The 22267-nt window shown below is 70.0% G+C and carries 28 protein-coding genes and 2 pseudogenes; 18 read left to right on the top strand and 12 right to left on the bottom strand.

The genetic code is table 11. The annotated features are described in order from the left end of the window. Positions 1 to 218 precede the first annotated feature (218 nt). On the bottom strand, positions 219 to 833 hold the full coding sequence (locus ACFPZJ_RS38650; RefSeq protein ID WP_381031617.1) for a TetR/AcrR family transcriptional regulator: 615 nt from the start codon (positions 831 to 833) through the stop codon (positions 219 to 221). A 447-nt stretch (positions 834 to 1280) separates the two neighbouring features. Between ACFPZJ_RS38650 and ACFPZJ_RS38645 the strand changes: the two genes are divergently transcribed. From ACFPZJ_RS38645 to ACFPZJ_RS38625, 5 genes are all read left to right on the top strand, one after another. After that, complete coding sequence (locus ACFPZJ_RS38645; RefSeq protein ID WP_381031615.1) at positions 1281 to 1694, top strand: helix-turn-helix domain-containing protein; 414 nt, start codon at positions 1281 to 1283, stop codon at positions 1692 to 1694. Continuing rightward, on the top strand, positions 1645 to 2013 hold the full coding sequence (locus ACFPZJ_RS38640) for a transposase (protein ID WP_381031620.1): 369 nt from the start codon (positions 1645 to 1647) through the stop codon (positions 2011 to 2013). Before ACFPZJ_RS38645 ends, ACFPZJ_RS38640 begins: the two co-directional genes overlap by 50 nt. A gap of 461 nt (positions 2014 to 2474) precedes the next feature. After that, on the top strand, positions 2475 to 3002 hold the full coding sequence (locus ACFPZJ_RS38635; protein WP_381031613.1) for a metal transporter: 528 nt from the start codon (positions 2475 to 2477) through the stop codon (positions 3000 to 3002). A 116-nt stretch (positions 3003 to 3118) separates the two neighbouring features. Then, positions 3119 to 4252, top strand: coding sequence for a sensor histidine kinase (locus ACFPZJ_RS38630; RefSeq protein WP_381031611.1), 1134 nt, complete (start codon positions 3119 to 3121; stop codon positions 4250 to 4252). Beyond that, positions 4249 to 4917, top strand: a complete 669-nt coding sequence (locus ACFPZJ_RS38625; protein WP_381031609.1) for a response regulator — start codon at positions 4249 to 4251, stop codon at positions 4915 to 4917. The genes ACFPZJ_RS38630 and ACFPZJ_RS38625 overlap by 4 nt, the downstream gene beginning before the upstream one ends. 229 nt (positions 4918 to 5146) lie before the next feature. Here the strand turns inward: ACFPZJ_RS38625 and ACFPZJ_RS38620 are convergent, their stop codons facing one another. Both ACFPZJ_RS38620 and ACFPZJ_RS38615 read right to left on the bottom strand, forming a co-directional pair. After that, complete coding sequence (locus ACFPZJ_RS38620) at positions 5147 to 6172, bottom strand: ABC transporter permease subunit (protein ID WP_381031607.1); 1026 nt, start codon at positions 6170 to 6172, stop codon at positions 5147 to 5149. After that, positions 6169 to 7092 (bottom strand): ABC transporter ATP-binding protein, encoded by a 924-nt coding sequence (locus ACFPZJ_RS38615; protein WP_381031606.1) that lies wholly within the window; start codon positions 7090 to 7092, stop codon positions 6169 to 6171. The genes ACFPZJ_RS38620 and ACFPZJ_RS38615 overlap by 4 nt, the downstream gene beginning before the upstream one ends. A gap of 149 nt (positions 7093 to 7241) precedes the next feature. Here ACFPZJ_RS38615 and ACFPZJ_RS38610 point away from each other — a divergent pair, with 149 nt between their 5' ends. Further along, a complete protein-coding gene (locus ACFPZJ_RS38610) occupies positions 7242 to 7709 on the top strand; it encodes a fatty acid desaturase (RefSeq protein WP_381031604.1) in 468 nt (155 codons plus the stop codon). Positions 7710 to 7988: 279 nt separating this feature from the next. Beyond that, positions 7989 to 8639, top strand: a complete 651-nt coding sequence (locus ACFPZJ_RS38605) for an integrase core domain-containing protein (protein WP_381031602.1) — start codon at positions 7989 to 7991, stop codon at positions 8637 to 8639. Between the two features lie 50 nt (positions 8640 to 8689). Here ACFPZJ_RS38605 and ACFPZJ_RS38600 read toward each other — a convergent pair whose 3' ends face one another. The 3 genes from ACFPZJ_RS38600 to ACFPZJ_RS38590 are packed head-to-tail and all read right to left on the bottom strand — an operon-like array spanning position 8690 to position 10313. After that, entirely contained in the window at positions 8690 to 9067 is a 378-nt protein-coding gene (locus tag ACFPZJ_RS38600) for an Asp23/Gls24 family envelope stress response protein (RefSeq protein WP_381031600.1), read from the bottom strand. Next, entirely contained in the window at positions 9067 to 9747 is a 681-nt protein-coding gene (locus ACFPZJ_RS38595) for an Asp23/Gls24 family envelope stress response protein (protein WP_381031598.1), read from the bottom strand. Before ACFPZJ_RS38595 ends, ACFPZJ_RS38600 begins: the two co-directional genes overlap by 1 nt. Beyond that, positions 9738 to 10313: an RNA polymerase sigma factor gene (locus tag ACFPZJ_RS38590; protein WP_381031596.1), complete on the bottom strand. Its 576-nt coding sequence runs from the start codon at positions 10311 to 10313 to the stop codon at positions 9738 to 9740. The genes ACFPZJ_RS38595 and ACFPZJ_RS38590 overlap by 10 nt, the downstream gene beginning before the upstream one ends. A gap of 160 nt (positions 10314 to 10473) precedes the next feature. Here ACFPZJ_RS38590 and ACFPZJ_RS38585 point away from each other — a divergent pair, with 160 nt between their 5' ends. The 9 genes from ACFPZJ_RS38585 (at position 10474) to ACFPZJ_RS38545 (ending at position 15294) form a co-directional block, all read left to right on the top strand. Then, positions 10474 to 10962: an Asp23/Gls24 family envelope stress response protein gene (locus ACFPZJ_RS38585; protein ID WP_381031619.1), complete on the top strand. Its 489-nt coding sequence runs from the start codon at positions 10474 to 10476 to the stop codon at positions 10960 to 10962. Between the two features lie 79 nt (positions 10963 to 11041). Continuing rightward, complete coding sequence (locus ACFPZJ_RS38580; protein WP_381031594.1) at positions 11042 to 11209, top strand: hypothetical protein; 168 nt, start codon at positions 11042 to 11044, stop codon at positions 11207 to 11209. Next, positions 11206 to 11622 carry an Asp23/Gls24 family envelope stress response protein gene (locus ACFPZJ_RS38575; RefSeq protein WP_381031592.1) on the top strand — a complete coding sequence of 139 codons (417 nt, stop codon included), beginning with the start codon at positions 11206 to 11208 and terminating at the stop codon, positions 11620 to 11622. The genes ACFPZJ_RS38580 and ACFPZJ_RS38575 overlap by 4 nt, the downstream gene beginning before the upstream one ends. 48 nt (positions 11623 to 11670) lie before the next feature. Beyond that, entirely contained in the window at positions 11671 to 12372 is a 702-nt protein-coding gene (locus tag ACFPZJ_RS38570) for a DUF6286 domain-containing protein (protein ID WP_381031590.1), read from the top strand. Between the two features lie 26 nt (positions 12373 to 12398). Continuing rightward, positions 12399 to 13007 carry an alkaline shock response membrane anchor protein AmaP gene (locus ACFPZJ_RS38565; RefSeq protein ID WP_381031588.1) on the top strand — a complete coding sequence of 203 codons (609 nt, stop codon included), beginning with the start codon at positions 12399 to 12401 and terminating at the stop codon, positions 13005 to 13007. A gap of 135 nt (positions 13008 to 13142) precedes the next feature. Further along, positions 13143 to 13298, top strand: coding sequence for a DUF6131 family protein (locus ACFPZJ_RS38560; RefSeq protein ID WP_381031586.1), 156 nt, complete (start codon positions 13143 to 13145; stop codon positions 13296 to 13298). 380 nt (positions 13299 to 13678) lie between these two features. After that, positions 13679 to 14065 carry a PAS domain-containing protein gene (locus ACFPZJ_RS38555; RefSeq protein WP_381031584.1) on the top strand — a complete coding sequence of 129 codons (387 nt, stop codon included), beginning with the start codon at positions 13679 to 13681 and terminating at the stop codon, positions 14063 to 14065. A 231-nt stretch (positions 14066 to 14296) separates the two neighbouring features. Next, on the top strand, positions 14297 to 14983 hold the full coding sequence (locus ACFPZJ_RS38550; RefSeq protein ID WP_381031582.1) for a PP2C family protein-serine/threonine phosphatase: 687 nt from the start codon (positions 14297 to 14299) through the stop codon (positions 14981 to 14983). Further along, positions 14884 to 15294: a PP2C family protein-serine/threonine phosphatase gene (locus tag ACFPZJ_RS38545; protein ID WP_381031580.1), complete on the top strand. Its 411-nt coding sequence runs from the start codon at positions 14884 to 14886 to the stop codon at positions 15292 to 15294. The genes ACFPZJ_RS38550 and ACFPZJ_RS38545 overlap by 100 nt, the downstream gene beginning before the upstream one ends. Before the next feature lie 498 nt (positions 15295 to 15792). On the opposite strand, the gene ACFPZJ_RS38540 is transcribed toward ACFPZJ_RS38545, so the two are convergent. From ACFPZJ_RS38540 to ACFPZJ_RS38530, 3 genes are all read right to left on the bottom strand, one after another. Further along, entirely contained in the window at positions 15793 to 17478 is a 1686-nt protein-coding gene (locus ACFPZJ_RS38540) for a ribonuclease J (RefSeq protein WP_381031578.1), read from the bottom strand. A 9-nt stretch (positions 17479 to 17487) separates the two neighbouring features. Beyond that, positions 17488 to 18063: a hypothetical protein gene (locus ACFPZJ_RS38535; RefSeq protein ID WP_381031577.1), complete on the bottom strand. Its 576-nt coding sequence runs from the start codon at positions 18061 to 18063 to the stop codon at positions 17488 to 17490. A gap of 427 nt (positions 18064 to 18490) precedes the next feature. After that, the gene (locus tag ACFPZJ_RS38530) at positions 18491 to 19051 is read right to left on the bottom strand and encodes a hypothetical protein (RefSeq protein WP_381031575.1); all 561 of its coding nucleotides are present in this window, start codon (positions 19049 to 19051) and stop codon (positions 18491 to 18493) included. 219 nt (positions 19052 to 19270) lie between these two features. On the opposite strand from ACFPZJ_RS38530, the gene trhA reads away from it, so the two are divergent. Further along, complete coding sequence (trhA, locus tag ACFPZJ_RS38525) at positions 19271 to 20053, top strand: PAQR family membrane homeostasis protein TrhA (RefSeq protein ID WP_381031573.1); 783 nt, start codon at positions 19271 to 19273, stop codon at positions 20051 to 20053. A 334-nt stretch (positions 20054 to 20387) separates the two neighbouring features. On the opposite strand, the gene ACFPZJ_RS38520 is transcribed toward trhA, so the two are convergent. After that, the gene (locus tag ACFPZJ_RS38520) at positions 20388 to 20663 is read right to left on the bottom strand and encodes a helix-turn-helix domain-containing protein (RefSeq protein WP_381031571.1); all 276 of its coding nucleotides are present in this window, start codon (positions 20661 to 20663) and stop codon (positions 20388 to 20390) included. A gap of 624 nt (positions 20664 to 21287) precedes the next feature. Between ACFPZJ_RS38520 and ACFPZJ_RS38515 the strand changes: the two genes are divergently transcribed. Beyond that, a complete protein-coding gene (locus tag ACFPZJ_RS38515) occupies positions 21288 to 21467 on the top strand; it encodes a hypothetical protein (RefSeq protein WP_381031622.1) in 180 nt (59 codons plus the stop codon). 109 nt (positions 21468 to 21576) lie between these two features. On the opposite strand, the pseudogene ACFPZJ_RS38510 reads toward ACFPZJ_RS38515, so the two are convergent. Both ACFPZJ_RS38510 and ACFPZJ_RS38505 read right to left on the bottom strand, forming a co-directional pair. Beyond that, positions 21577 to 21781: pseudogene (locus tag ACFPZJ_RS38510) on the bottom strand (hypothetical protein). Between the two features lie 49 nt (positions 21782 to 21830). Then, positions 21831 to 22235, bottom strand: a pseudogene (locus ACFPZJ_RS38505) (CBS domain-containing protein). Positions 22236 to 22267 lie beyond the last annotated feature (32 nt).

Raw genomic sequence — 22267 nt, 5'->3', positions numbered from 1 at the left:
CACCTCAGCTGACAGGCCCGTGATCCTCCGGTCGTTGATGATCGCTGCACGAGACACGTTCCCCACCACACGACCATGATCGACGATCGAGAACTCGACGTCTCAACGCCTACCATGCACGAGCTCGTAAGGGTTGTCCCGCATCTGCTGACCAGCCTCGACCAGGGGGCTGTTGGCGTCAGAGGTGTGCGGTGCGCAACACGTTGAGTCTGGGCGCGTCATCCGTGGCTGGATGCTCTTTGTAGCAGGTGGTCGATGTGGCGTTGGAGGATGGCCAGCGCCATCTCCGGAGAGTGGTGGCCTGCTAGGACGTGGACCGTGAGGCCATCAGCCACAGCGAGGAGGGTGTGTGCCTCGCGGGTGGGGTCGAGGTGCTGTAGGAATTCCTGGGTGTCCTGGCCATAGCGGATGAGCCACGCGATGAGGTCATGGAGCTTGGCATAGGTGTCGTGCAGGACGGCGGCCAGTTTTTCGCTGGCCGGGGCTTGGGTGACGAAGGCCAGCCAGACGTGCGCCTGCGTCTTCGATTCCTCATCCAGCAAGGCGAGTTCGGCCAGGGTGTGTGACAGCAGAGTGGATGCTGCCTGAGGGGCGGAGGTTGTGGCGATGCGCTGGTTGGCGCGTTCGCTGACGTGTTGGGAGACGTGCTCGAGTGCGAAGAGCAGCATGTCCTCCTTGGTGCTGAAACACCGCTGGACGGCGCCCATGGACACGTCCGCCTGAGCGGCGACGTCGCGGAGGCTGACGGCTTCCATGCCGGAACGCGCGATCAGAGTGCAGACCGCCTCGGCGATCCGTCGGCGTCGGTCCTCGTAGTCGACCTGCCTGGGCACGCTCAGCTCCTCCTGTTTTCTGATGCACTTGCATCATATCCTGCTGCACTGCACGATGTGATGCGACCGCATCGAAAACGATGTGCGCACACTGGAGAGGACGCCCGTCATGGGGAAGCAGCTCAAGAAGTCGGACAACAGCTCAGGCCAGGGGCTGCTCTGGCTGTTCGGTGCCATCCTGGCCGTCCAGGGGTTCGGCTCCGCCATCACAGAGGCCGGGTGGGATACAAGCTTCGGTGTCGCCGGCCTTCTGCGGGCAGCCCACGCGCCTGAGTGGGGATCCCTCCTGGTCGGCTTTGCAGGTGCCGCCCTACTGGTGACAGCGGCGCGCCGTCACCATGCGAGGAGGCAGGCGCACCGACGTCCGTGAGCGGGCCAGAGGCCAACGCCGCCGCGTGGGAAGCTCTTGGCGTGACTGGTGTGATCACGGCGTCGGAGCCTTCCTGGATGGCCCCCTTCACCGGGCTGAGCCCACGGCTGTTCCGGAAGCTGGTGACAGGGCTGCGTCGCGAGGGCACTGACGCGGTACGGCGCGGCCGGCCCTGGAGCCTGCCACTGGAGGACAGGGCCCTGCTCGCCGCCTACTGGCGCACCAACCTGACCCTGCGGCAGCTCGCCCCGCTGTTCGGCGTCTCGAAGTCCGCCGCCGACCGGATCATCAACGACCTCGGCCCGCGCCTGGCGCTGCAGCAGCGCCGCCGCTACCGCAAGGACACCGTGCTGATCGTGGACCGCCCTGGTCCCCACCCGCGACCACAGCGTCGCCGAGCAGTCGAAGAACTACCGGTACTCCACCAACCACCAGGTCGTCATCGACGCGGACTCCTGCCTTCCTGGTCGTCGCGGTCGGTCGGCCCGTGACGGGCAACCGCAACGACTGCAAGGCATGGGAGGAGTCCGGCGCCAAGGCAGCGGTAGGGAAGACCACACGATCGCCGACGGCGGCTACCGCGGCACCGGCCTGGTCATTCCCCACCGTCGCACGCGCAAGGACGAGGAACTGGTCGCCTGGAAGGAGGAACACAACCGCTCACACAAGAGCGTCCGGGCCCGCGTCGAGCAGGTCTTCGCCCGCATGAAGACCTGGAAGATCCTCCGCGACTGCCGCTTGAGAGGTGACGGCGTTCACCACGCCATGCTCGGCATCGCCCGCCTGCACAACCTCGCCCTCGCCGGATAACCCGGCAACCACCAGGCCACCTACCAAAGAAGCACCGTATTCCCAGCCCCATTACGGGACAGCCCGTAAGGCAGTTTCCCGGCACGGGCTGCGCCGTGGCGTTCATCATGTGGAGCATGAAGAGTGGGCGGGGGCGGTTTGCTGTATGGTGCAGCCACCTCGCCGAGCGCGCGGCGGACGTGTTCGGAGTCGAGCAGGCTCTTCGCGGTGTGCCAGACCCGGTTTCCGTGCCGGTCAAACTGCAGGGCGGTGACCCGGTCGACAGCAGCATCGCCTCCCTTCGGTGACGCTGATGTGCGGCGCGGCGGTTGCGTCACTGGAGAAGACCGGGCAATGCCAGAACTGGCCCAAAGCACGGCTCTGTCAACGCTCTTCCGTACTTTTGGCCGGTACACGATGCGCTTCGGCTTTCTAGCCTGAGCGGCATGAATACAGGGGATCGGCCGACAAAGCCGACTGGCATGATGTTCACCATCGGGCTCGGCGTCGTGTTCACCCTGGGGATCGTCTTCACGGCGTTCATGCTCATGGACAGCTGGGGCGGCGCCTCCTGGTTGTTTGGCTCCGCCGTCTCGATCATCGTGGGTGGCCTCGCGCTGATGCGTGAGCGGCAGAAGATGCAGACCGCGGTCGCGGGCCTGGCCGTGACGGCCGTCGCCGTCGCGGTGTCCCTGATCGCCGGGGACGACCTGCCGCAGGAACCGGCGCCCATCACGGCGCTCGCTCTCTCGGTGCTCGTCGGCTCCGCGATCAGGACGCTGCCGAGGGGACCGGCTGCCGGAATCGCGGCGGGCGGCGTCGTGGTGACCGGGGGCACCTGGTTCGACGGGTGGACCGGCGTGACGAACCTGGCCACGATGGGGTTGATCGCCGCCCTCGTGACGGGGCCGGTGCTGCGCGGTCTCGCCCCGCAACCAGCGCGCCAACGCCCCGGCCCCGCAGGGGCCCTGGGCCAAACCGCCGCGACCGTAGCATGGCCGGAGAGCTAGTGGACGCGGTGAGCTCCGCCCAGCCTGCCGCCAATACCGCGGAGTTGACCGCCGGCCCGCCCACGGCCCCGCCGAACGGCGCGGATCGCGGGCAGAGATTCGGTAATCTGATCAACGTGACCATTCCGGACCGATGGGCCAGGGGCGTCTCCACCGTCGGGCTTGGCGTCACGTTCCTCACGGCGATCGCCATCCAGGCTGTCGCCCTCGCGCAAACCTGGGGGGCCGCGTTCTGGGTTCCCGGGACCGCCGCCGCCGTGGTGGTGTGCGGGCTCGCGATGATGCGCCATCGGGAGCGGACCTGGACGGCGGTCGCGGGCCTCGTCGTTGCTGCGCTGGCGGTCCTCATCCCGCTGCTGCCCGGGACTGAGCTTCCCGCCGGGCTTGGACCCTCCATGGCCCTGGGCCTGGGAGTGCTCATCGGTTCCGCGGTCAGGGCGCTGCCGCCTGTGCGGGCCGGGGCCATCGCGGGCGCCGGGCTGCTGGTGATCGCCGCCCAGTTCGCCGCCCGCCCGGCGTCGGCGGTCGTGGCCATCGCCGCAGCGGCCTGGCTGGCCGCCCTCGGGGTCGGGCTGTCACTGCGCATGCTCGACGGCCGGGTGAAGGCCACCGCCGAACGGGTGCGCCGGGCCGAACGGCTGGAGCTCGCACGGGAACTGCACGACATCGTGGCCCACCACATCACGGGGATGCTGATCCAGGCGCAGGCCGCCCAGATCCTCACGAGGCGGGCCCCGGAGAACGTGTCGAACTCGCTGACCGAGATCGAGACCGCCGGGTCCGAGGCCCTGGCCGCGATGCGCCGCGTCGTCGGGCTGCTGCGCGACACCGACGACGCGGCGCCAACCTCACCCGGGCCGGAGGGGCTGAGCGCGCTGGTCGAACGCTTCAGCCGCCAGGGCCCGAAGGTGCGACTGACCGTGCCCGACGACGACACGCAGTGGCCGCCGGAAGTGACCAGCACCGTGTATCGCATCGTCCAGGAGGCGCTGACGAACGTCCTGCGTCACGCGCGGCACGCCCGCTCCATCGACGTCACCCTCGGCCGCGACGCCGCGGCCGTCACCGTCGAGGTCGCCGACGACGCCCCGCCGAACTCCACCCGGCCCCATCACCGCGGCGGGTACGGTTTGATAGGCATGCGCGAACGCGTCGAGACGCTCGGCGGCTCCCTGTGTGCCGGTCCCCGGCCCGGCGCCGGCTGGTCCGTGCGGGCGACCCTGCCCGTCCCCGCCAAGGAGCCCGGATGACCATCAAGGTCCTGCTCGCCGACGACCAGGCTATGATCCGCCGTGGCCTGCGGCTGATCCTGGAGGACCAGCCCGACATCGCCGTCATCGGGGAGGCCGCGGACGGCGCCGAGGCGATCGCGATGGCCAGGCGGCTGCGACCGGACGTGTGCCTGGTGGACATCAGAATGCCCAAGCTCGACGGCATCGAGGTCACCCGCGCGCTGGCTGGCCCAGGTGCAACCGATCCGATACGGGTCATCGTCGTCACCACGTTCGATCTCGACGAGTACGTGTACGGGGCACTGCGCGGCGGCGCGGCCGGGTTCATCCTCAAGGACGCCGGTCCCGCCCTGCTCATCGAGGCCGTCCGTGCCGCCTGCAACGGCGAGGCGCTGGTCTCGCCGTCGGTCACCCTACGGCTGCTGAAGCACCTGAACGAGACCGGGGCTGTGCCCCGCGGCCGCGCTAGGCAGTCGCCACAGCTGTCTGGACGCGCGCTCGAGGTTGTGCAGGCCATCGCGCGTGGCCGCACCAACCAGGAGATCGCCGCCGAGCTGTTCATCACCCTCAGCACGGTCAAGAGCCACCTGTCAGGGATCCAGACCAAGCTCGGGGTGCGCAACCGGACCGAGATCGCCGTCTGGGCCTGGGAGAACCGCATCGTCGAGAGCACCTCAGAGTAAACCGCCACTCCCTCAGCACGACCGCCACTTCCCGCACGGGCGGGTTGAGTCAACGCGCGGTGTGCAGTGACAGCGGGCCCCATTCGCGCATTATCGAAGCAGCTCCCATACCGTCAGCAACTCGCTGAAGAGGTCGTCTCGCCGCCCGCGGGCCCGGCCATACCAGGAGAGAAAGGGCGCCGCCTGGAAAGCCCCGGCGGCGCCCGGACGGCGCTGGCTGAGACGGGGGTCAACTCACCCGGCGCCGGATTCGCCAAAGACCGAATGCGGTGAGGATCCCGCTGAGTGCCAGATAGACCCCGGTCTCCAGCCACTGGAACGCCCAGTAGCGGCTGTTGGGGTGGTAGAGGACGTCGACGTGGAGGTCGTGCTTGGCAAGGCACACCGCCGTGTCGCCGAACGTGCCGCCAGCCCCGGTCTTGGGCGGGTTGTCAAGGCAGGTGTTGAACTTGGCCCCGCTGAGCGTCTTGCCGACCGCGGTGCGCAGGGGGCTCGTCTCGGCGATCCAGGCGTCGGGCGCATCCGGAATCTTCACCCCGCCGATGACGGAGCCGCCGCCGAGGCTGCCGAGGTTCTGCGCCTGGTTGATGGCTTGGGCCGTCATCGGCAGCGTGGCCTTGTCCGGCGGCATGAGGCTGGGCCGCACCACGTTCGGGAAGAAGAACTGGAAGGCGAGGAAGACGATGAGCGTCACAGCCATCGCGGGCAGGGTCCGGCGCAGCAGGAGCCCGACGACGGTGCCGAAGGTGAAGGCCATCGCGGCATAGCCGATCGGGGCGATGTTTCGCGCGCCGAACACGAACGTATCGAACTGCTCCTTGACCACCTGGTCGAAGGGGCGTGCCGCCCAGGTCAGCAGGGCCGAGGCCGCGCCGGTCACGATGACGGCGGCCAGGCCGATGAGCAGGACCTTGCTGATGAGCCAGCGCGGGCGGGTGACGCTCTGGTTCCACACCAGCCGGTGGGTGCCGTTCTCGAGTTCCCGGGCGATCAGGGGAGCTCCCCAGAAGGTGCCGATGAGGGCGGGGATAAAGGCGAGCCCGGTCGCCAGGAACAGCAGGGTGTTCTGGAACGTGCCGCGGAACTGGCTTCTTGCCTGCGCGCAGTTGGCCGAGCTCTCGCAGTTAGCTCGGTAGACGTCGTAGGCGTCGCGGATGTCCGCGCCGACGTACACCATATACGCGGCGATAACGGCCAGCACACAGGCGGCGAACAGCGCCTGGATGCGGAACTGGCGCCAACTCAGCCACATCATCGCGAGGCCCCCCAGGCTGCCGCTTCGGTCCGGGCGGCGGGTACGGCGGCTGCCCGGGTCATGTAGGCGAGGACGAGCTCTTCGAGTGTGATGGGCTCGGCCTGGTGGGACAGGGCCTCGGGTGCGGTGCCGGTGCGGACGACCGCGCTGCTGTGCTTGCCGCTCTGCTCGACCGAGATCACCTCGACCCCGGCGGGCAGCCGGTTGAAGTCGCCGCGAGGCGCGACCAGTCGGGCGTGCCCGGCCAGCAGATCCCGGGTTTCCCCGGCGATTTGCACCTGCGAGTCGCACAGCACGATGATGTAGTCGCAGACCTGCTCGATATCGCCGAGCAGGTGCGAGGACAGTACGGCGCTGGCGCCGAGCTCCAGCACGAACTCCATCAGGTTCTGCAAGAACCCCTTGCGGGCCAGTGGGTCGAGCGCCGCCGCCGGCTCGTCGAAGATCAGCAGCTCGGGCCGCTTGGCCGCCGCGATGGTCAGCGCCAGTTGCGCTCGCTGGCCGCCCGAGAGCTGCCCCGCCTTCTGCGCGGGGTTCAGCCCCACCTGGCTGATCCGCCGCTCGGCCAGGGCCGGGTCCCACGCCGGGTTCATCTTCGCGCCGAACGTCAGGTGCTCGCCCACGGTGAACGAGCCGTACACCGGCGTGCTCTGCGCGACGAACCCCACCCGGGCCAGATGCGACGCGTTCGCCGCCGGACGTGACCCCAGCACGGTCAGAGAGCCGGACGTCGGCTCGATCAGCCCGCAGGCCAGGTGCAGCAGGGTCGATTTGCCGGCCCCGTTCGGGCCGACCAGGCCGATGACACGGCCGGAGGGGATGGTGAGGTTCACGTCGGTCAGGGCCAGCTTGCCGCGACGACCGTACTTCTTAGTCAAGCCATCGGCATGAAATGCCGGAGGTGAGTCTGCATGTGGCATGCCCCCATCCTGGAATTCCACCTTCTTCCCAGCACCAGCCCAAAGCACGGTTCCCGCGTCGGCCAACCGTACTTTTGACCGGTTCGGCGCCGAGGCCCCGCTGCTGGGCGAACTGCGTGCCGTACAGCTTGGCGTAGAGCCCACCGCTGGTGAGCAAACGAGGCGTGGTGCCCCGCTCCTGGAGCTGCCCGTGGTCGATCCGCGCGGCCCGCCCGGACGGCGCCCCGATCTACGTCATCGAGGCTCACTTCGGCCCGCTGCGACAGTTCACCATCGCCAACACCAACACCGTCATCTTCTGCGGCCACTTCCCCGCCGGCGCGGAATCCTTCACCGAGGACGAGATCGAGGGCGAGTCGCGCGGCCAGTGGTACGTACGGCAGGCACTCGGCTCGGCGAACAGCGACGGCGGCCCTCTCCTGCACATCCTCACCGGCAACCTCAGTCACCAGATCGAGCACCACCTCTTCCCCGACCTGCCGAGCAACCGCTACGCCCAGATCGCTCCCCGGGTGCGCATGCTGTGCGAGAAATGCGCCATCCCCTACACCACCGGCCCGCTGCTGCGCCAGTACGCCTCCACCTGGGCCCGCATCTGGCGCATGGCGATCCCGTAACGCAGCTCCGCACCAGCCGGTTCGCCGACGCACGGGGGCTGTGGCCCGCAACCCCGCCCGCGGCCTGTCGGTCCGGCGCCGGGCGGTCACCCGGGGCGCTCCGCCTCCGGTTTCGCCACGCTTCCGGTTCATCCGCTGCGGGACGGGTGCGGCGCCTAGCTGTTCTGTCCGGGGAGGTTGTGGACGGGTGAGCCAGGTCTCGGCTGAGGGATCTTGAACAGGTGAGGGCCTTGCGGGTTCGGTGTGGATTGCGACGTCTACACCGACCGAAAGGCCCTCGTGTCCCACCGTAATGCACCCCTGACCGAGGCCGGCCGACTGCGCCTGGCCCGCTGCGTGGTCGAGGACGGCTGGCCGCTTCGGCGGGCCGCCGAACGCTTCCAGGTCTCGCCCACCACGGCCCAGCGATGGGCCGACCGCTACCGGCGCCGGGGAGTGGCCGGCCTGACTGACCGCTCGAGCCGGCCTCACCACAGCCCCCGCCGCACTCCCACCCGCACCGAGCGGCGGATCATCAAGGTCCGCCTGCTGCGCAGATGGGGACCGGCCCGCATCGCGCACTTCCTGCGCCTGGTGCCCTCGACCGTGCACCGCGTCCTGACCCGCTACCACCTGGCCCGCCTGTCCCATCTCGACCGGGCCACGGGCCGTGTTGTGCGCCGCTACGAACGCGACCGTCCCGGTGAGCTGATCCACGTCGACATCAAGCGCACCCGGCCCTACCGGCCGCAGACCAACGGCAAGGTCGAACGCTTCAACCGCACCCTGCTGGACGAGTGGGCCTACGCACGCCCCTACCGCTCAGAACAGGAACGGCGCGACGCCTTCCCCGGCTGGCTGCACACCTACAATCACCACCGCGGACACACCGCGCTCAAAGGGCAACCACCCGCCAGCCGCGTCCCCAACCTCACCGGTCAGTACACCTAGCCCGACAAGCAGCAGTCGGGGCCTCGACGTGTGGCCCTGCCGTGTGGCGCTCATGCTGGGTGGTGCCGGGCGACGATACGGGTGACCGTGACGGTGACGGTGGCCGCTTCCGGGGCGCCGTGTGCGGCGAGGTGGGAGATGACAGCGGCCCGTACGTGGTTGTGGACGTTCCGGGCGGTGTCCGACGCCCTGTGGCCTTCGGCCAGGACGCAGCGCACCTCGATGTGCCATCCCTGACCGTCCGGCGCACGGGCGGTGCGGACGCCCGCCTCGGACGGGGTGCGTTCATCTGTTGTCTCCGGCCGCGTGGGCGAGGTGGCCGCCGCGAGGCGGTGAGCGAGGCGTGGCTGCAGGCCGGCCACGCCGGGAACCGCGAGGGCCGCCTCGGCCGCGACGCGGAGGAGAGTGGTCGCGTCGGTGGCAGCCATCACGTACCACCGCCTGTGGGGTGACCGGAGCCCGCGGGGCTGAGGGTCGGGAACGGCTCCAGCACGTCGACCACGATGATGTCGACGGCCGTCACGGCCAGCCCCAGATCCTGGTCGGCGGCATCGATGACCGATCGGCGTACCTGCTGGACCCTGTCGGGCAGCGGGCGGTCGAGGGCGACGGCCAGGGTCATGGTCACCCGCACGCCGGTGCCCTCACCCGCGGGTACGAGCCGACAGGTCGCGGCCCGCGCACCGGGCACCGTGTCCGCAGCCTGCCGCAGCACTTTCGCCGCGGCGCTCTCGGCGATCCTCAGATCCAGGTCCGTGTCGGCCAGTGGCAGCAGCCGTCCGAGGCGGGCCTCGGCCCTGACGACGCTCATGACCCGGTCGGCGAGTGCCTGCCGGGCGGGCGGGTCCTTGGCACGCATCGCCCGCGTGGCCGCGTTCACCGTGGCCAGTCCCTCGACGGCCTCACGGCAGTGGGGACATGACACGGTGTGCGGATCCACGGTCGGCTCCGCGTCCTGCGCCTGTTCCCAGACCCGGCTGAGCAGGCGGCCGCACGGCAGTACCTCATCATTTGCGAGCGGGACCGCGTCGTCCACGGCCGGCGCGTTGCGAGGCCCGTCGGTTCCGGGCGGTTCGGACGGCCGCGCGGGCGGGTCGTCTAGCGCCATGGGGCCATCGCCTCCTTCAGGGACCGGCGTGCCCTGAACAGTCTGCCGCGCACGGTCTGCTCACTGGTCTGCGTCACGTGGGCGATCTCCTTGTAGTGCAGGCCCTGCAGTTCCCGCAGGATCCAGCAGACACGCTGTCCGGCGTCCAGCTCGCCGAGCGCGCGGGCCAGGGCGGCCGTGGCCGCGTTCTGCTCCGCGGCTCGGGCGGGCGAGCTCCACTCGTCGCCCGTAGCGGGTTCGGCGACGGCTTCCAAGGGGAGGGGCGGAAGTCGGCGGCGTCGCATGGTCAGGCAGCGGTTGACGGTGATCCGGTACATCCAGGTGCGGAACTGCGCACCGTGGCGGTATTCCGGCAGTCGCCGCCAGGCGCTGACGAAGGCGTCCTGGACAGCGTCCTCGGCGTCCTGGGCGTTGCCGAGCATGCAACGGGCCAGGGCCAGGAGGGGCCGACTGTGCCGCTGGACGAGAACAGCGAAGGAATCCTCGTCTCCTTCGGCCGCCCGCACGGCCAGCAGTCCGTCCGGCAGGTCGCATCCCAGAGGTGGGAAACCGGTCCGCTCGATCATGCCGCTCCTGCTCACGGCTCGGGACGAACGAACGTGTACCCCACCCCTACGACTGTGATGCACGTCACATTCATTGCGTGTGAGAAGCCGACCTCCCCATATGTCCAACCTTCTGACGGGCATCACATCGGTGCCCGACCGACCGATCGAGGCGACCGCGATGACGGAGAACAGCACCAGCGTCGGCAAGGGCAGCCGGCCCGACGGAGACTCGAGCGCGCTGAAGGGCCGCACCGGGGCCGGGGCTCCGGCGGAGACACGGGGGAAGACCACCATCGCGGACGGCGTGGTGGCCAAGATCGCGGGCATGGCCGCCCGCGAGGTACCGGGGATCCACAACCTCGGAGCGGGGATGGCCCGTGCCATCGGCGCCGTGCGGGAGCGCGTCCCGGGCGGAGGCGGCGGCGTCTCGCGAGGAGTGAAGGTGGAGGTCGGGGAGCGCCAGGCTGCCGTGGACCTGGACGTCGTCGTCGAGTACGGGGTCTCCATCGTCGATGTCGCCGGTGACGTGCGCACCAACGTGATCAGCGCCGTGGAGCGGATGACGGGCCTGGAGGTCGTCGAGGTGAACATCGCCGTCGATGACGTCCACCTCCCTGATGAGGAAGGGTCAGAAGAGTCCGAACCGGATGAGGGCCGCGTGAGGTGACCCGGCCGTGGTCAACCGCCGCGTCCCCGCGTGAGCGGGTGATCACATGGATGGCGCTCGCGAGACGGGTGAGTGAGTGATGAACGCAGCGACTACGGGCCTCGCAGCCGGCATGGCCCTGGGCTTCGCCGGCTACTTCGGCGGCTTCTGGGCGTTCCTGCTTGTTCTGGTCCTGGGCGCGGCGGGTTTGATCGTCGGCCTCGTCCTGCAGGGTGACCTCGAACTTCCCGCACGGAGGCAGCGGTGAGCGCCCCACCCGGCTCCGCCGGAACCCCCGGCACCGCGCGCAGTCCATCGCCGCGGGCCGTCGACCTGCCGCCCCCGGCTGATCGGGGCGCCACCGTCATCCCCGACAAGGTGGTCGCCCGCATCGCCACGCAGGCCGCACGTGCGGCTCAGTCCCGGCGTGCCGCCCTACCGCCGGACCGGAGCGGATCGGCAGCGCCGAGCGCCTCCGCCGCCATCCGTACCGGATCGGTGCGCCTCCACCTTGCCCTGGACCTGCCCTATCCCACCGACATCCCCCACGTCTGTGAGCGGATACAGCACGACGTCGCCGAGCGGGTGGCCCAACTGACCGGCCTGCACATCGCAGAAGTCACCCTCACCATCCGGCGACTGGTGAGCGTCACCCACGCGAATCGGGGACGGGTCCGGTGAACCACCGCGCCCGGTCGCCCGACATGCCGTACACGAAGGAGGACCGGAATGACTCTCGACCCGGGCCCTCCCGGCCGCAGTTCCGCACCGCCGGTGCGCCCTGACACGGTGTCATCGGCGAACGAGCCGACCGAGTCCGAACCGCCCGAACGCGACACGCCCTCACCGGACGCGGCAGCGGGCGACCGCAACGGACACCACACGACCCACCGCCCGTGGTCGGCGCGCCGCCTTCCGGCCGCCCTGGTCGCCTCGGCGACTCTCGTGGCGGCAGGGGCGGCACTGTTCGATGTCGTCGCCGTACGGGCCGGACGCCAGGCAGCAGCCTGGCGAAAGCACCTGGCCGACGAACTGGCCACCCGACCGGTGGACGACGTGTGGATGCTCACGGGAGCCGCCGTGGCCGCTGCCGTCGGCGTCTGGCTGATCACCCTGGCACTCACCCCCGGCCTACGGCGCCTGCTGCCTCTGCGATCCCCTCCCGGCTGCCCCCCGCCCCACCTGCGGGCATCACTGGACCGCGACGGCGCCGCCGCTCTGCTGCGCGACGCCGCCCTGCGGGTACCGGGCGTCAGCACGGCTCACATCCGGGTGCGTCGCCATCGCATCAAAGCCCGCGCGGACATCCGCTTCCGCGACCCCGAGCAGGTCAAGAACGACCTCTCCGCCGTCCTCAACGAGGAACGCGACCGGCTCGCCCTGTCCCGTCCTCCCCGCATCGTCGTACGTGTACGGCAACGCACCGTCTGACGACAACCAGCACCGGAGCCCGCACCATGACGCCGCGACCCGCGCTCAACCGCATCCTGCTGGCCCTCACCGGACTGGTACTGCTCGGCGGCGGCCTGCTGATCATCGCCGCCGGGCTCAACCTCTACCGGCGACACGACCTGGCGCCGCCCGCCGGCTGGCCCCTGACCACCCCGGACGACATCCTGCTCAGCTCCGCCGACCGGGCACGCTGGAGCAGCCAGGGCTGGTGGTGGTGGCCCGCAGTCATTGCCACCCTTGCTCTCATCACCCTGCTCGCCCTGTGGTGGCTGCTCGCCCAACTGCGCCGGCGCCACCCCGGCGCGATGCCCGTCGGCGGCACACCCCCGCAGGAAGGCGTCGAAATGCGCGACCGCGCGCTCAGCGACGCCATCGCCACCGAGGCCCGCGCCCTGCCCGGCGTCCAGCAGGCGAACGTCCGCATCACAGGCCGACCTGCCCACCCGCGCACCCACATCACCCTCACCCTCACCCCTCAGGGAACACCGGACGCTGTCCTCAACGCACTCTGCGAGGGGCCGCTGCACACCGCCCACCAGTCCACCGGCTCCCCGCACATGCCCACCGAGGCCCGGCTGCAGGTCGCTCGCCACAAACCCCACCGCGCGCAATAGAGCCGGGGCAAGCGCTTGCCGCCGGACTGGCCGCTAGGCACAGGGCTCCGGGAGGCCGACCACCACGTTCCCCCCTTTCCTCCGGGCCCCTCGCAGTTCACAGTGGAACCGGAACTACTCCCCAGGGGAGGCGTCATGATCATCCTGGGCATCATTCTGCTCGTCGTCGGCTTCCTCACCGGCATATCCATCCTGTGGACCATCGGGATCGTCCTGGTAGCGGTCGGAGCGATCCTCTGGGTCCTCGGCGCGATGGGACACGCCGTCGCCGGACGACGCCACTACTGGTGACCGGCCAGGAACCGCACCGCCGAGGGCTTGCACGGCAGGGGGCGGAGGCCCCGCCCCGAGGGAACGCATGGCCTTCCTGACAGGACAGGGCCGGGCGCCGCCGCGCCGGGCCCCGCATTGGCGCGGGTTCCGTCCGGACCGGCACCCCGCCCACGCCGGAACAGGTCGTACGCCGAAGGCGGCCGTACGCCGCCGACCGGCTCGGCGCCGACCACTACCCGCACCCGTCGTACACCGTGGGCAGGAGCCAAGGTCGCCGAGTTGATCGATCACAAGTCGGGGAACCCTCGATCGACCGGTGTGTCGGTCTGCCGATGCGCCCGCGGTCTTCGGCGAGGGTTTCCATGACTGGGGTTGGAGGGGGCGGCGTGGTGGAGGGTGTGGGAGATGAAGTGCGGTGGTGGTCGGCGGCCGAGCCGGGTTTCTGGGTGCAGGTCGTCGGGCAGCTGGGCACGGCCCTGATCGTGGTGGACCCCGCCGGACGGTTTCTGGCGGTCAACCCGGCCGCCGAGCGGCTGCTGGGCCGCGCCGCCGAGGCGATGCGCGGGGAGGACGCACACGACCTGCTGCACCGGGATGCGCACGGCGGCAGGATCCCCCGGGAGCAGTGCCCGCTGCTGCGGGCCGTGGCCGAGAGGGCCGAGGCGCGGGGGGAGGGCGACGTCTGTCTGCGCGGTGACGGTCGCCTGATCGCGATCTCCTGGTCCGCTTCTCCCCTGACGGACGACGGCGCCCGGGCGAGGGCCTCATCCGTCTCCAGCGTCTGACCGAGCACGTCGGTGATCTCCGCGACCAGCGTCAGCCGCTCGGTGAGGTCCTGGCTGGGCCGCCTGCTGGTTCCCCGCCTCGCCGACTGGGCGGCGGTGGACCTCCGGGTCGGTTCCGGACAGGTCCACCGTGTGGCGGTGACGGGTCCCTAGGGCCGGGACGCCACACAGGAGGACTGGCGCGAGCGCCTTCCCGAGGCCGGGGATGAGGCCCGCTCCCCTCTGGTCCAGGTGCTGAACGGCGGTGATCCCGTCCTGCAGCGCGAGGCGGACGTGGCCGCACCGACCGCCTCTGCCCTGGCCGCCGTCCACAGCGGCTTCCTGCGGGCCACCGGGGCGACGTCCGCCGTTACGGTGCCGCTGGGCTCCCGGCGGCAGATCACCGGCGCCCTGACGCTGGTGCGCACGGACCCGGCGCACCCCTTCGACGCCGACGATGTGGTGAGCGACATCGGCCGCCGGGTTGGGCTGGTCATCGACAACGCCCGCCGCTTCGGCCGCCAGCGCGCTGTCGCCGAGGCCATGCAGCGCAACCTGCTCGCCCCACTGCCCCAGCCCGGCCGCCTGCGGCTGGCCGCCCGCTACCAGCCCGCCCCGGCCGGCTCCCAGGTCGGTGGCGACTGGTACGACGCGTTCGAGCGGAAGGACGGCAAGCTCGCACTGGTCATCGGCGACGTCGTGGGCCACGACCTGACCGCGGCGGCCGGCATGGCGCAACTGCACGGCATCCTGCGCTCACTGGCCTGGGACCACAGCGGCCCGCCCGGCGGCGTCGTCGACCGTCTCGACGACGCATGCCCGCCATCACCACCGTCCCCATGGCTACCCTCGTCCTCGCCCTGCTCGAAGGCAGCCCGCACACCGGCCCTTGGACGCTGCGGTGGACCAGCGCGGGGCATCCGCCGCCCCTCCTGCTGACCTGGGACGGACAGGCGCAGTACCTCGAAGCCGGGCAGGGGCTCCTCCTCGGCGCCCCTCCGGGCACTGGCGGCAGCCGGCCGAGCGCCGCGCAGTCCCTGCCGCCGGGTTCCACCCTGCTGCTCTACACCGACGGCCTGATCGAGATCCCCGGCAGCGATCTGGACACCGGCCTCGCCCGTCTGCGCCGCCACGCCCTCGCTCTCGCCCACGAATCGCTGGACACGCTGTATGACCAACTGCTCGCCCGCATGCCGCCCGGCAGCACGGACGACGTGGCCCTCCTCGCCCTGCGGCTGCCGACGCCGTGAGAGCCGTGAACGCCTCGCGCAGGGCGGGGGCGCCGGACTGCCAGTGGTCTCCGCGATCAGCAACTCGAATCCCGGTCGCCGTACGGCGGCCGCCAGCCGCCGCAGGAAGGCGCCGCGGGCCTGGTTCCACGCCCAGGGGCCGCCGCCGGACGTCTCCGCGGCAACGACGGCTTCCGTCCGGGCCGGGGAGATGACACCCGTATGCCCACAGGGCCGGGTCGGGGTGGCAGACGCGCACGCGCCGGTGTGCAGCAGTGCGCGCAGTTGTTTGTACATGCCGAGCCAACGTGCCAGTGAAGAGGCTGGACATCAGGAACTCGTCGCCGAGTTTCACCTCGTACACATCGGCGTCCGACCCCGGACGCCGCGACGCCGCAAGCTGATGCCCCCCAGCGGGGTCGGGCGCCAGTCGATCTCTTCGACGCGCGGGCTCATCCATGCACCTTTCTCTGCCGCGGCCGTCGGCCGGTGAGATCGGTTCTGCTGCATGGCTGTGGCTCAGGCGTCGATGATGACCGGGATGATGAGGGGCTTGCGGCGGTGGGTGCGGAACGCCCAGTTCGCCACGGCGCGGGCTATGAGCTGTTCGAGCTGGTGCGCGTCCCCGACGCCTTCCTCGGCCGCGGTGGCCAGGGTCTTCTCGATGACGGGGATGACGGGCTCGAAGGTGGCGTCGTCGTGGACGAAGCCGCGGGCCAGGAAGTCGGGGGCCTCGGCGAGGGCACCGGTGTCTGCGTCGACGATCGCCACGACGGTGACCACGCCTTCCTCCGCGAGGGTGAGGCGGTCCTTGAGGGAGGCTTCGGTGGCGCCGCCGACTTCCATGCCGTCCACGTAGACGTTGCCGGCGGGGACCTTGCCGGTGATGGAGGCGCGCCCGTCGACGAGGTCGACGACGACACCGTCCTCGGCGATGACGACCCGGTCGGGGTCGACGCCGGTACGGATGGCGAGGTCGCCGTTGGCCCGCAGGTGGCGCCATTCGCCGTGCACGGGCATGACGTTGCGGGGTTTGACGATGTTGTAGCAGTAGACGAGTTCGCCGGCGCTGGCGTGCCCGGAGACGTGCACCTTGGCGTTGCCCTTGTGGACCACGTGGGCGCCCCACCGGGTGAGTCCGTTGATCACCCGGTAGATGGCGTTCTCGTTGCCGGGGATGAGGGAGCTGGCGAGCAGGACGGTGTCGCCCTTGCCGATGCGGATCTGGTGGTCGCGGTTGGCCATCCGCGACAGCGCGGCCATCGGTTCGCCCTGGGAGCCGGTGCACACCAGAGTGATCTTGTGGTCCGGGAGCTTCTCCAGCTCCTTCGTGCTCACGACCAGACCGGACGGGACCTTCAGATAGCCCAGGTCACGGGCGATGCCCATGTTGCGAACCATCGACCGGCCCACGAAGGCGACCTTGCGGCCGTGCCCGTGGGCGGCGTCCAGGACCTGCTGGATGCGGTGCACATGGCTGGCGAAGCTGGAGACGATGACCCGGCGCGGCGCGGTCCGCATCACCTGCTCGATCGCCGGATTCAGCTCACGCTCGGAGGTGGTGAAGCCGGGCACCTCGGCGTTGGTGGAGTCGGTGAGGAACAGGTCCACACCCTCCTCACCGAGACGGGCGAAGGCGCGCAGATCGGTGATGCGGTCGTCGAGCGGGAACTGGTCCATCTTGAAGTCGCCGGTGTGCAGCACCAACCCGGCTTGCGTGCGGATCGCGACCGCGAGGCTGTCCGGGATGGAGTGGTTGACCGCCACGAACTCGCAGTCGAAGGGCCCGAAGCCGCGCCGGTCGCCCTCGCGTACCCGCACCGTGCGCGGCCGGATGCCGTGTTCCTTGAGCTTGGCCTCCAGGAACGCCAGCGTCAGCTTGGAGCCGACGACGGGAATGTCGGAGCGCTCGCGCAGCAGGTACGGCACGCCGCCGATATGGTCCTCGTGCCCGTGGGTCAGCACCACGGCCACGATGTCGTCCAGCCGGTCCCGGATCGAGGTGAAGTCCGGCAGGATCACGTCCACGCCGGGCTGGGTCTCCTCGGGGAACAGCACGCCGCAGTCGACGATGAGCAGTTTGCCGGCGTGCTCGAAGACGGTCATGTTGCGGCCGATCTCGCCGAGGCCGCCCAAGGCGACGACCCGCAGCCCTCCCTCGGGAAGGGGCGGGGCGGCTTTCAGCTCGGGGTGCGGGTGACTCATACCTTGACGCTACCGGAGAGTGGGGCGTGGTGATCCATTACGTGTGCGATCTCTTCCTCTCGACAGGGCCGGGGCACCACGACGGGTGCCCTGGATCGGTCGGATTAGGCTGGCGGCCGGGACAGGGACTGGTGAAGGCGGTACCGCCTTCGGCGGGTGAGCCGTAGGCCCGGTGGTGCCGGCGAAGATCTCGTACCCCTTGTCGTGGTGGCCGGCCTCCGCGGTCTCCTGGTGCGCTCGGCGCTGGTCCGGGTGCCGTCGGCGCTGTGCAGGAAGTGCGCCGAGATCGCCCGGGTGCTCGCCGTCCCGCGGCTGGGCGGCGGTCACGGCGTCGGTGAAGGCGCGCTGCCGCCCGGCTCCATCGCTGTCGAAGGCAGCGGTGACCAGGCAGCCGGGCGTGCGCGTCTCGTCGGCTACGGCGAGGCTGAGGTACAGGCGGTATCTAGGCGGCCCCGCGAGGGCGGCTGTGAAGCCGCTGCCCCGCAGGTACGCGTAGTAGGCGGCGTCACTGGCCCACCGCGCACACGTCAGCACACCGTCACCGTCGGTGCCCAGGAACCAGGACAGTGCGGCGAGCCCGTGCATCCAGGGGCCGCAGCCGTGTCATTACGAACCTGCCCTCTCGGCAAGGACCAACTGACCGTCGCCTCCACCGCCACTGTCCGAGTCATGCCCGGATTCGTTCGATCACAGGTTTCCGCACGAACCTCCCGGGATTATCGCATCCCACCATCGCCGTTGGCGCCATGTCCTGGTCGGGCTGCCGAAGGACTTCCACCTGCGGCTTGCGCAAACGGGTCGCACCCTGTCGACGCGGTCGAGCGCGACGCTAATGATCTACCAGCACGCCGAATGGACGTCGCCGGGGACATCGACGCCAGGGGGCGCGCTGTTCGTGACAAGAGGACGGCGATGGACCGGCGAGGGAGCCGGGCGATCGGTGGGTGAAGGAGGAGCCGTGCTGCCCTCGTCCACCGGTTCTCGGATGCTTGTGTGTGCGGGCTCGGCCGGGTCAGATACTCGTCCATGCTTCGATGAAGGCGTTTCGTCCGGCCGGATCGGGCGACTTGTGGTCCGCGTGAAGGACGCGCCAGGCGGTGAGCTCCAGGTCCCGGAGCCAAAGTTCGCCGATGACCTGTGTTTTGAGGTCAGGGAGGTGGTCGGACTCGGCGAGTGCCTGGCCGATAACCTCTGCGGCCGCAACGCGCTGGGGAGGCGTCATCTCGTCGACGGCCGAGAGGATCTGTCCGGCCAGACCGGTTCCTTCTCCGGCCAGCGAACGCAGCACCACGTCCTTGATGTTGGTCGGCAGCAGGTAGGCGGTGCCCGAGGATCTCCACAGGTCCGACCAGAAGCGTTCTCCTGCCTCGGTGGGGGCGGGGAGCGCGGCCAGCAGTCCGAGGAGGTGCGCGGTGGCCGCGTAGCCGTCGGAGTGGGCCGCCGCGAGGACGGCGATGCTGGCGACACGCTCCATGTCGAGATGGCCGGTTTCGAGCTGTGGGGGCAGTCCCAATCTTTGTTCCAGCTGATGTGTGAGGGGGGCGGATGCGTGGGAGCGGAACTCGGGAAGCATCGGCGGTCCTTGGGCGTAGGTGAGCGGAGATGCGCGCTCGGGAACCTTGGTCTTTCCCATGGTCAGTCGACTTACACGGCTCCCGCAGGCCCAGTTGGAGCAGGTCGCCGGCGTCTGCGCTCTCCTGGTGGCCGAGCAGGGCCGTCCGGTGATGCCGGCCTGACGTTACTAGGCCGACCTCCGGCGATGCTGTTACGGGCAGGCTTTTAGCATGATCGGATGGTTGCCGATGATGCTCAGAACTCCGAGACGGGACGGGAAGTTGTGTCTGGGGAGGCCGTAGCCGGTCTCCCCGGCGGCTCACATCATGGCAATGCCGGGGAGAAGCCTCATCCGGTTGCCGATCTGGTCGAGTGGGCGGCCGACCTGGTCGAGCCGGTCAAGCCGAAGCTGCGTGGCTGGCTCCATGCCGCGATGGTCCCCGCCTCGTTGAGCGCCGGCATCGTCCTTGTCTGCCTGGCCGGGACCCAGCAGGCGGCCCTGGCCTGCACCGTGTACTCCGTCACCGCCTGGCTGCTGTTCGGGACGAGCGCCGTCTATCACCTGGGTACCTGGGGGCCGCTGGGCGAGGCCGTTCTGCGTCGCCTCGACCACGCCAACATCTTTTTGATCATCGCCGGCACCTGCACCCCTCTGGCCGTGCTCCTCCTCCCTTCTGACCGGCGAACCCTGCTGCTGTGGATCGTGTGGACGGGCGCGCTGACCGGCATCGCCTTCCGTGTCCTGTGGGTCAACGCTCCCCGCTGGCTGTACACCCCCTGCTACCTGGCCCTGGGGTGGGCACCGGTGCGTTACCTGCCCGACTTCCTGCACACCGGCGGTGCGGCCGTAGTCACCCTGATAGTGACCGGCGGTCTCCTCTACAGCGCGGGCGCGGTGGTCTACGCCGTCCAACGCCCCGACCCCTCGCCCCGCTGGTTCGGCTACCACGAGGTGTTCCACGCGCTGACCGTGGCGGCCTTCACCGCGCACTACATCGCCATCTCCCTCGCCGCCTACTGACCACAGCAGCAGGCACATTCACTCCTGCGGCACGGTGCTGTCGCCGCACTCGCGGCCCGATCAACGACTGCGGCCGTATGGGGATGCCATGGAGGAGAGGCGGCGCCCGGGTAGGGAGCCTGCCAGCCGCCTCACCCGCTGTGGCGGCCCCGCGACCGGGGCCGCAGGCGAGCAAAATGCCAGTGGAACCGTTCGGACGCGAGGACCATCCCTGCGCGCCACAGCCCGGCATGCGCGGGTGTGCGGCCCGCCGATACCGGCGCGCACACTCACCTCAGGCCGCGGCCGATGGACTGGAAGATCCGCCGGCGCGGCGGTATTCGGTGTTGATGCGCTAGGCTTCTTCGAGTTGGTCTTCGAGGATGATGATCGGGCATGCGGCCTCGATCGGGGTTCCGTGGTCGACGAGCTCACGCGCGCGGGCCGCGATGCGCAGTTGGTAGCGGGAGTAGCGGCGGTGTCCGCCCTCGGAGCGCAGGGGTGTGATCAGTCGCGCTTCGCCGAGGGCGCGGAGAAAGCCGGGAGTGGTACCGAGCAACTCGGCAGCCCGGCCCATCGTGTGGGCGGGGTAGTCGTCGTCGAGACGGCTCAGCGAGTCGTCTGCTGTCATCTCACCTCTCTGTGGAACGCGTGGAGGGGCCTTGGTGCCGTACGGCACCAAGGCCCCGAAGGAACTGCAACACCATCTGCCGGCCCTAATGCTGCGCCGACCTTCTGTTTCCAGGACGGCCGACGGGGCCGGTTGCCGGAGAGTGGCGCTGTGTGAGGCCACCAGCAGTTCGCGGTATCGGCATACAGCACTGCTGGAACTGCAACCGCGTCAACCGCGGTCCTGCTCACAGCAGCCCCTCATGAGCCAGATGAACACGATGCCCGTCAACGCCCCAACTGCCCCCCCGCCAAGGCCATTGCCGACCCAGGCGATACCGCACGAGCCTGCCTCGAAGACCTGCGGCAGCCGGCCATTGCCCCGGGGAGCCGCGGACGCCGCGGTCCTGATCGTGTCCGAGCTCGTCACCAACCCCCTGCGCCACGGCGGGGGCATCTGCACACCGGAACTGACGTCCCAACCGTTCACCATCGAGGTGGCCGTCCACGCCCCTGGCCCGCAGGTGCCACGCATGCGCACCTATGACCTGTGTTGCGGCACCGGGGGAGCCGTGTGCGCCCGTCTTGCCCGCTAGTGCCACGACCCCGGGGCGCCCGGACGGGCCGGTGCATAGAATCCGATCCCATGCCGAAGCCTGACGAGCTGATCGTTGACATCGCCGCCCTTGTGGAGTCCCGGCAGAGCAATCAGATGTCCCTGACCGTGGTCACCAGTGGTGCTGTCATCACCGGTCGGCTGGCTCCAGAAGCCATGTGGAGGCAGAGGGTGTCAGAGGTGCTGGCGGACTCCGCCGACCTGGGCTGACCCACCGCCGCGCCGAGAGCGGCACGGCACCCAGTGAGGGCCCTACCGGCGCGCGCCGCGCGCCGGTAGGGCCCTCACTGCTCTGTTCGGCTCGCGCCTGTCCCGTCGGTCAGACGGACAGGACGGTGCCGAGATCTGCGGAAGCCCGCTGCAACGGGCTTTCGATGCGCGCGGGTGCGGCCTCGGGAACGGCGCGACAGGTGAAGCCGGTGATCACGGACTCGCCGGTGACCGGTTCGGGCTTGCGCCCTTCATCGATTCCAGCACGCCGCTCTTGGTCAGGTCGAACGGGAGCGGGCGATGACACAGCGCATGATGCCTCACAGGGAGAAGGAGAGACGGGGCCGACCGCCGTGAAGCGGTTCAGCGGGAGAGAGCGAGGACGCCCAGAGCGTTGCCGTGTTCGTCGACCACGGGCAGGGCACCGAGCCGACCTCAGCGCATCGCACGCTCGGCTTCGGCCCTCGGGGTCAGCGGCGAGGCGAAGGGCACGATCACGTCGGCGATTTCACGCAGGCGGATACGGTCCGTGTATCCGGAGCCGTCACTAACGGTCGTGAGACGGGCCCGGGTGACCAGGCCGGTGCACTTGCCGTCCTCGTCGCAGACGACCAGATGCCCCGTACGGGCGGCGGCCATCACGGACAGTGCCACCTCCACGGTCATGTCCTCCCAGACCTGCGGTCCGGCCGCGTGCATGGTGTCGGCCACCGTGCAGTGCACGGGGTGGGCGCTCGCCGGGCGGCTCTGCACGTGTACCAGCGTCATAGGTGCCTCCTGCGGAGTTGGGTCGGCTTCCT

This window comes from Streptomyces bullii, from assembly GCF_042657145.1.
Taxonomy (GTDB): Bacteria; Actinomycetota; Actinomycetes; order Streptomycetales; family Streptomycetaceae; genus Streptomyces; species Streptomyces bullii.
The sequence above is the reverse complement of the archived record's forward strand: the minus strand, read 5'-3'. Positions and strand labels throughout refer to the sequence as shown.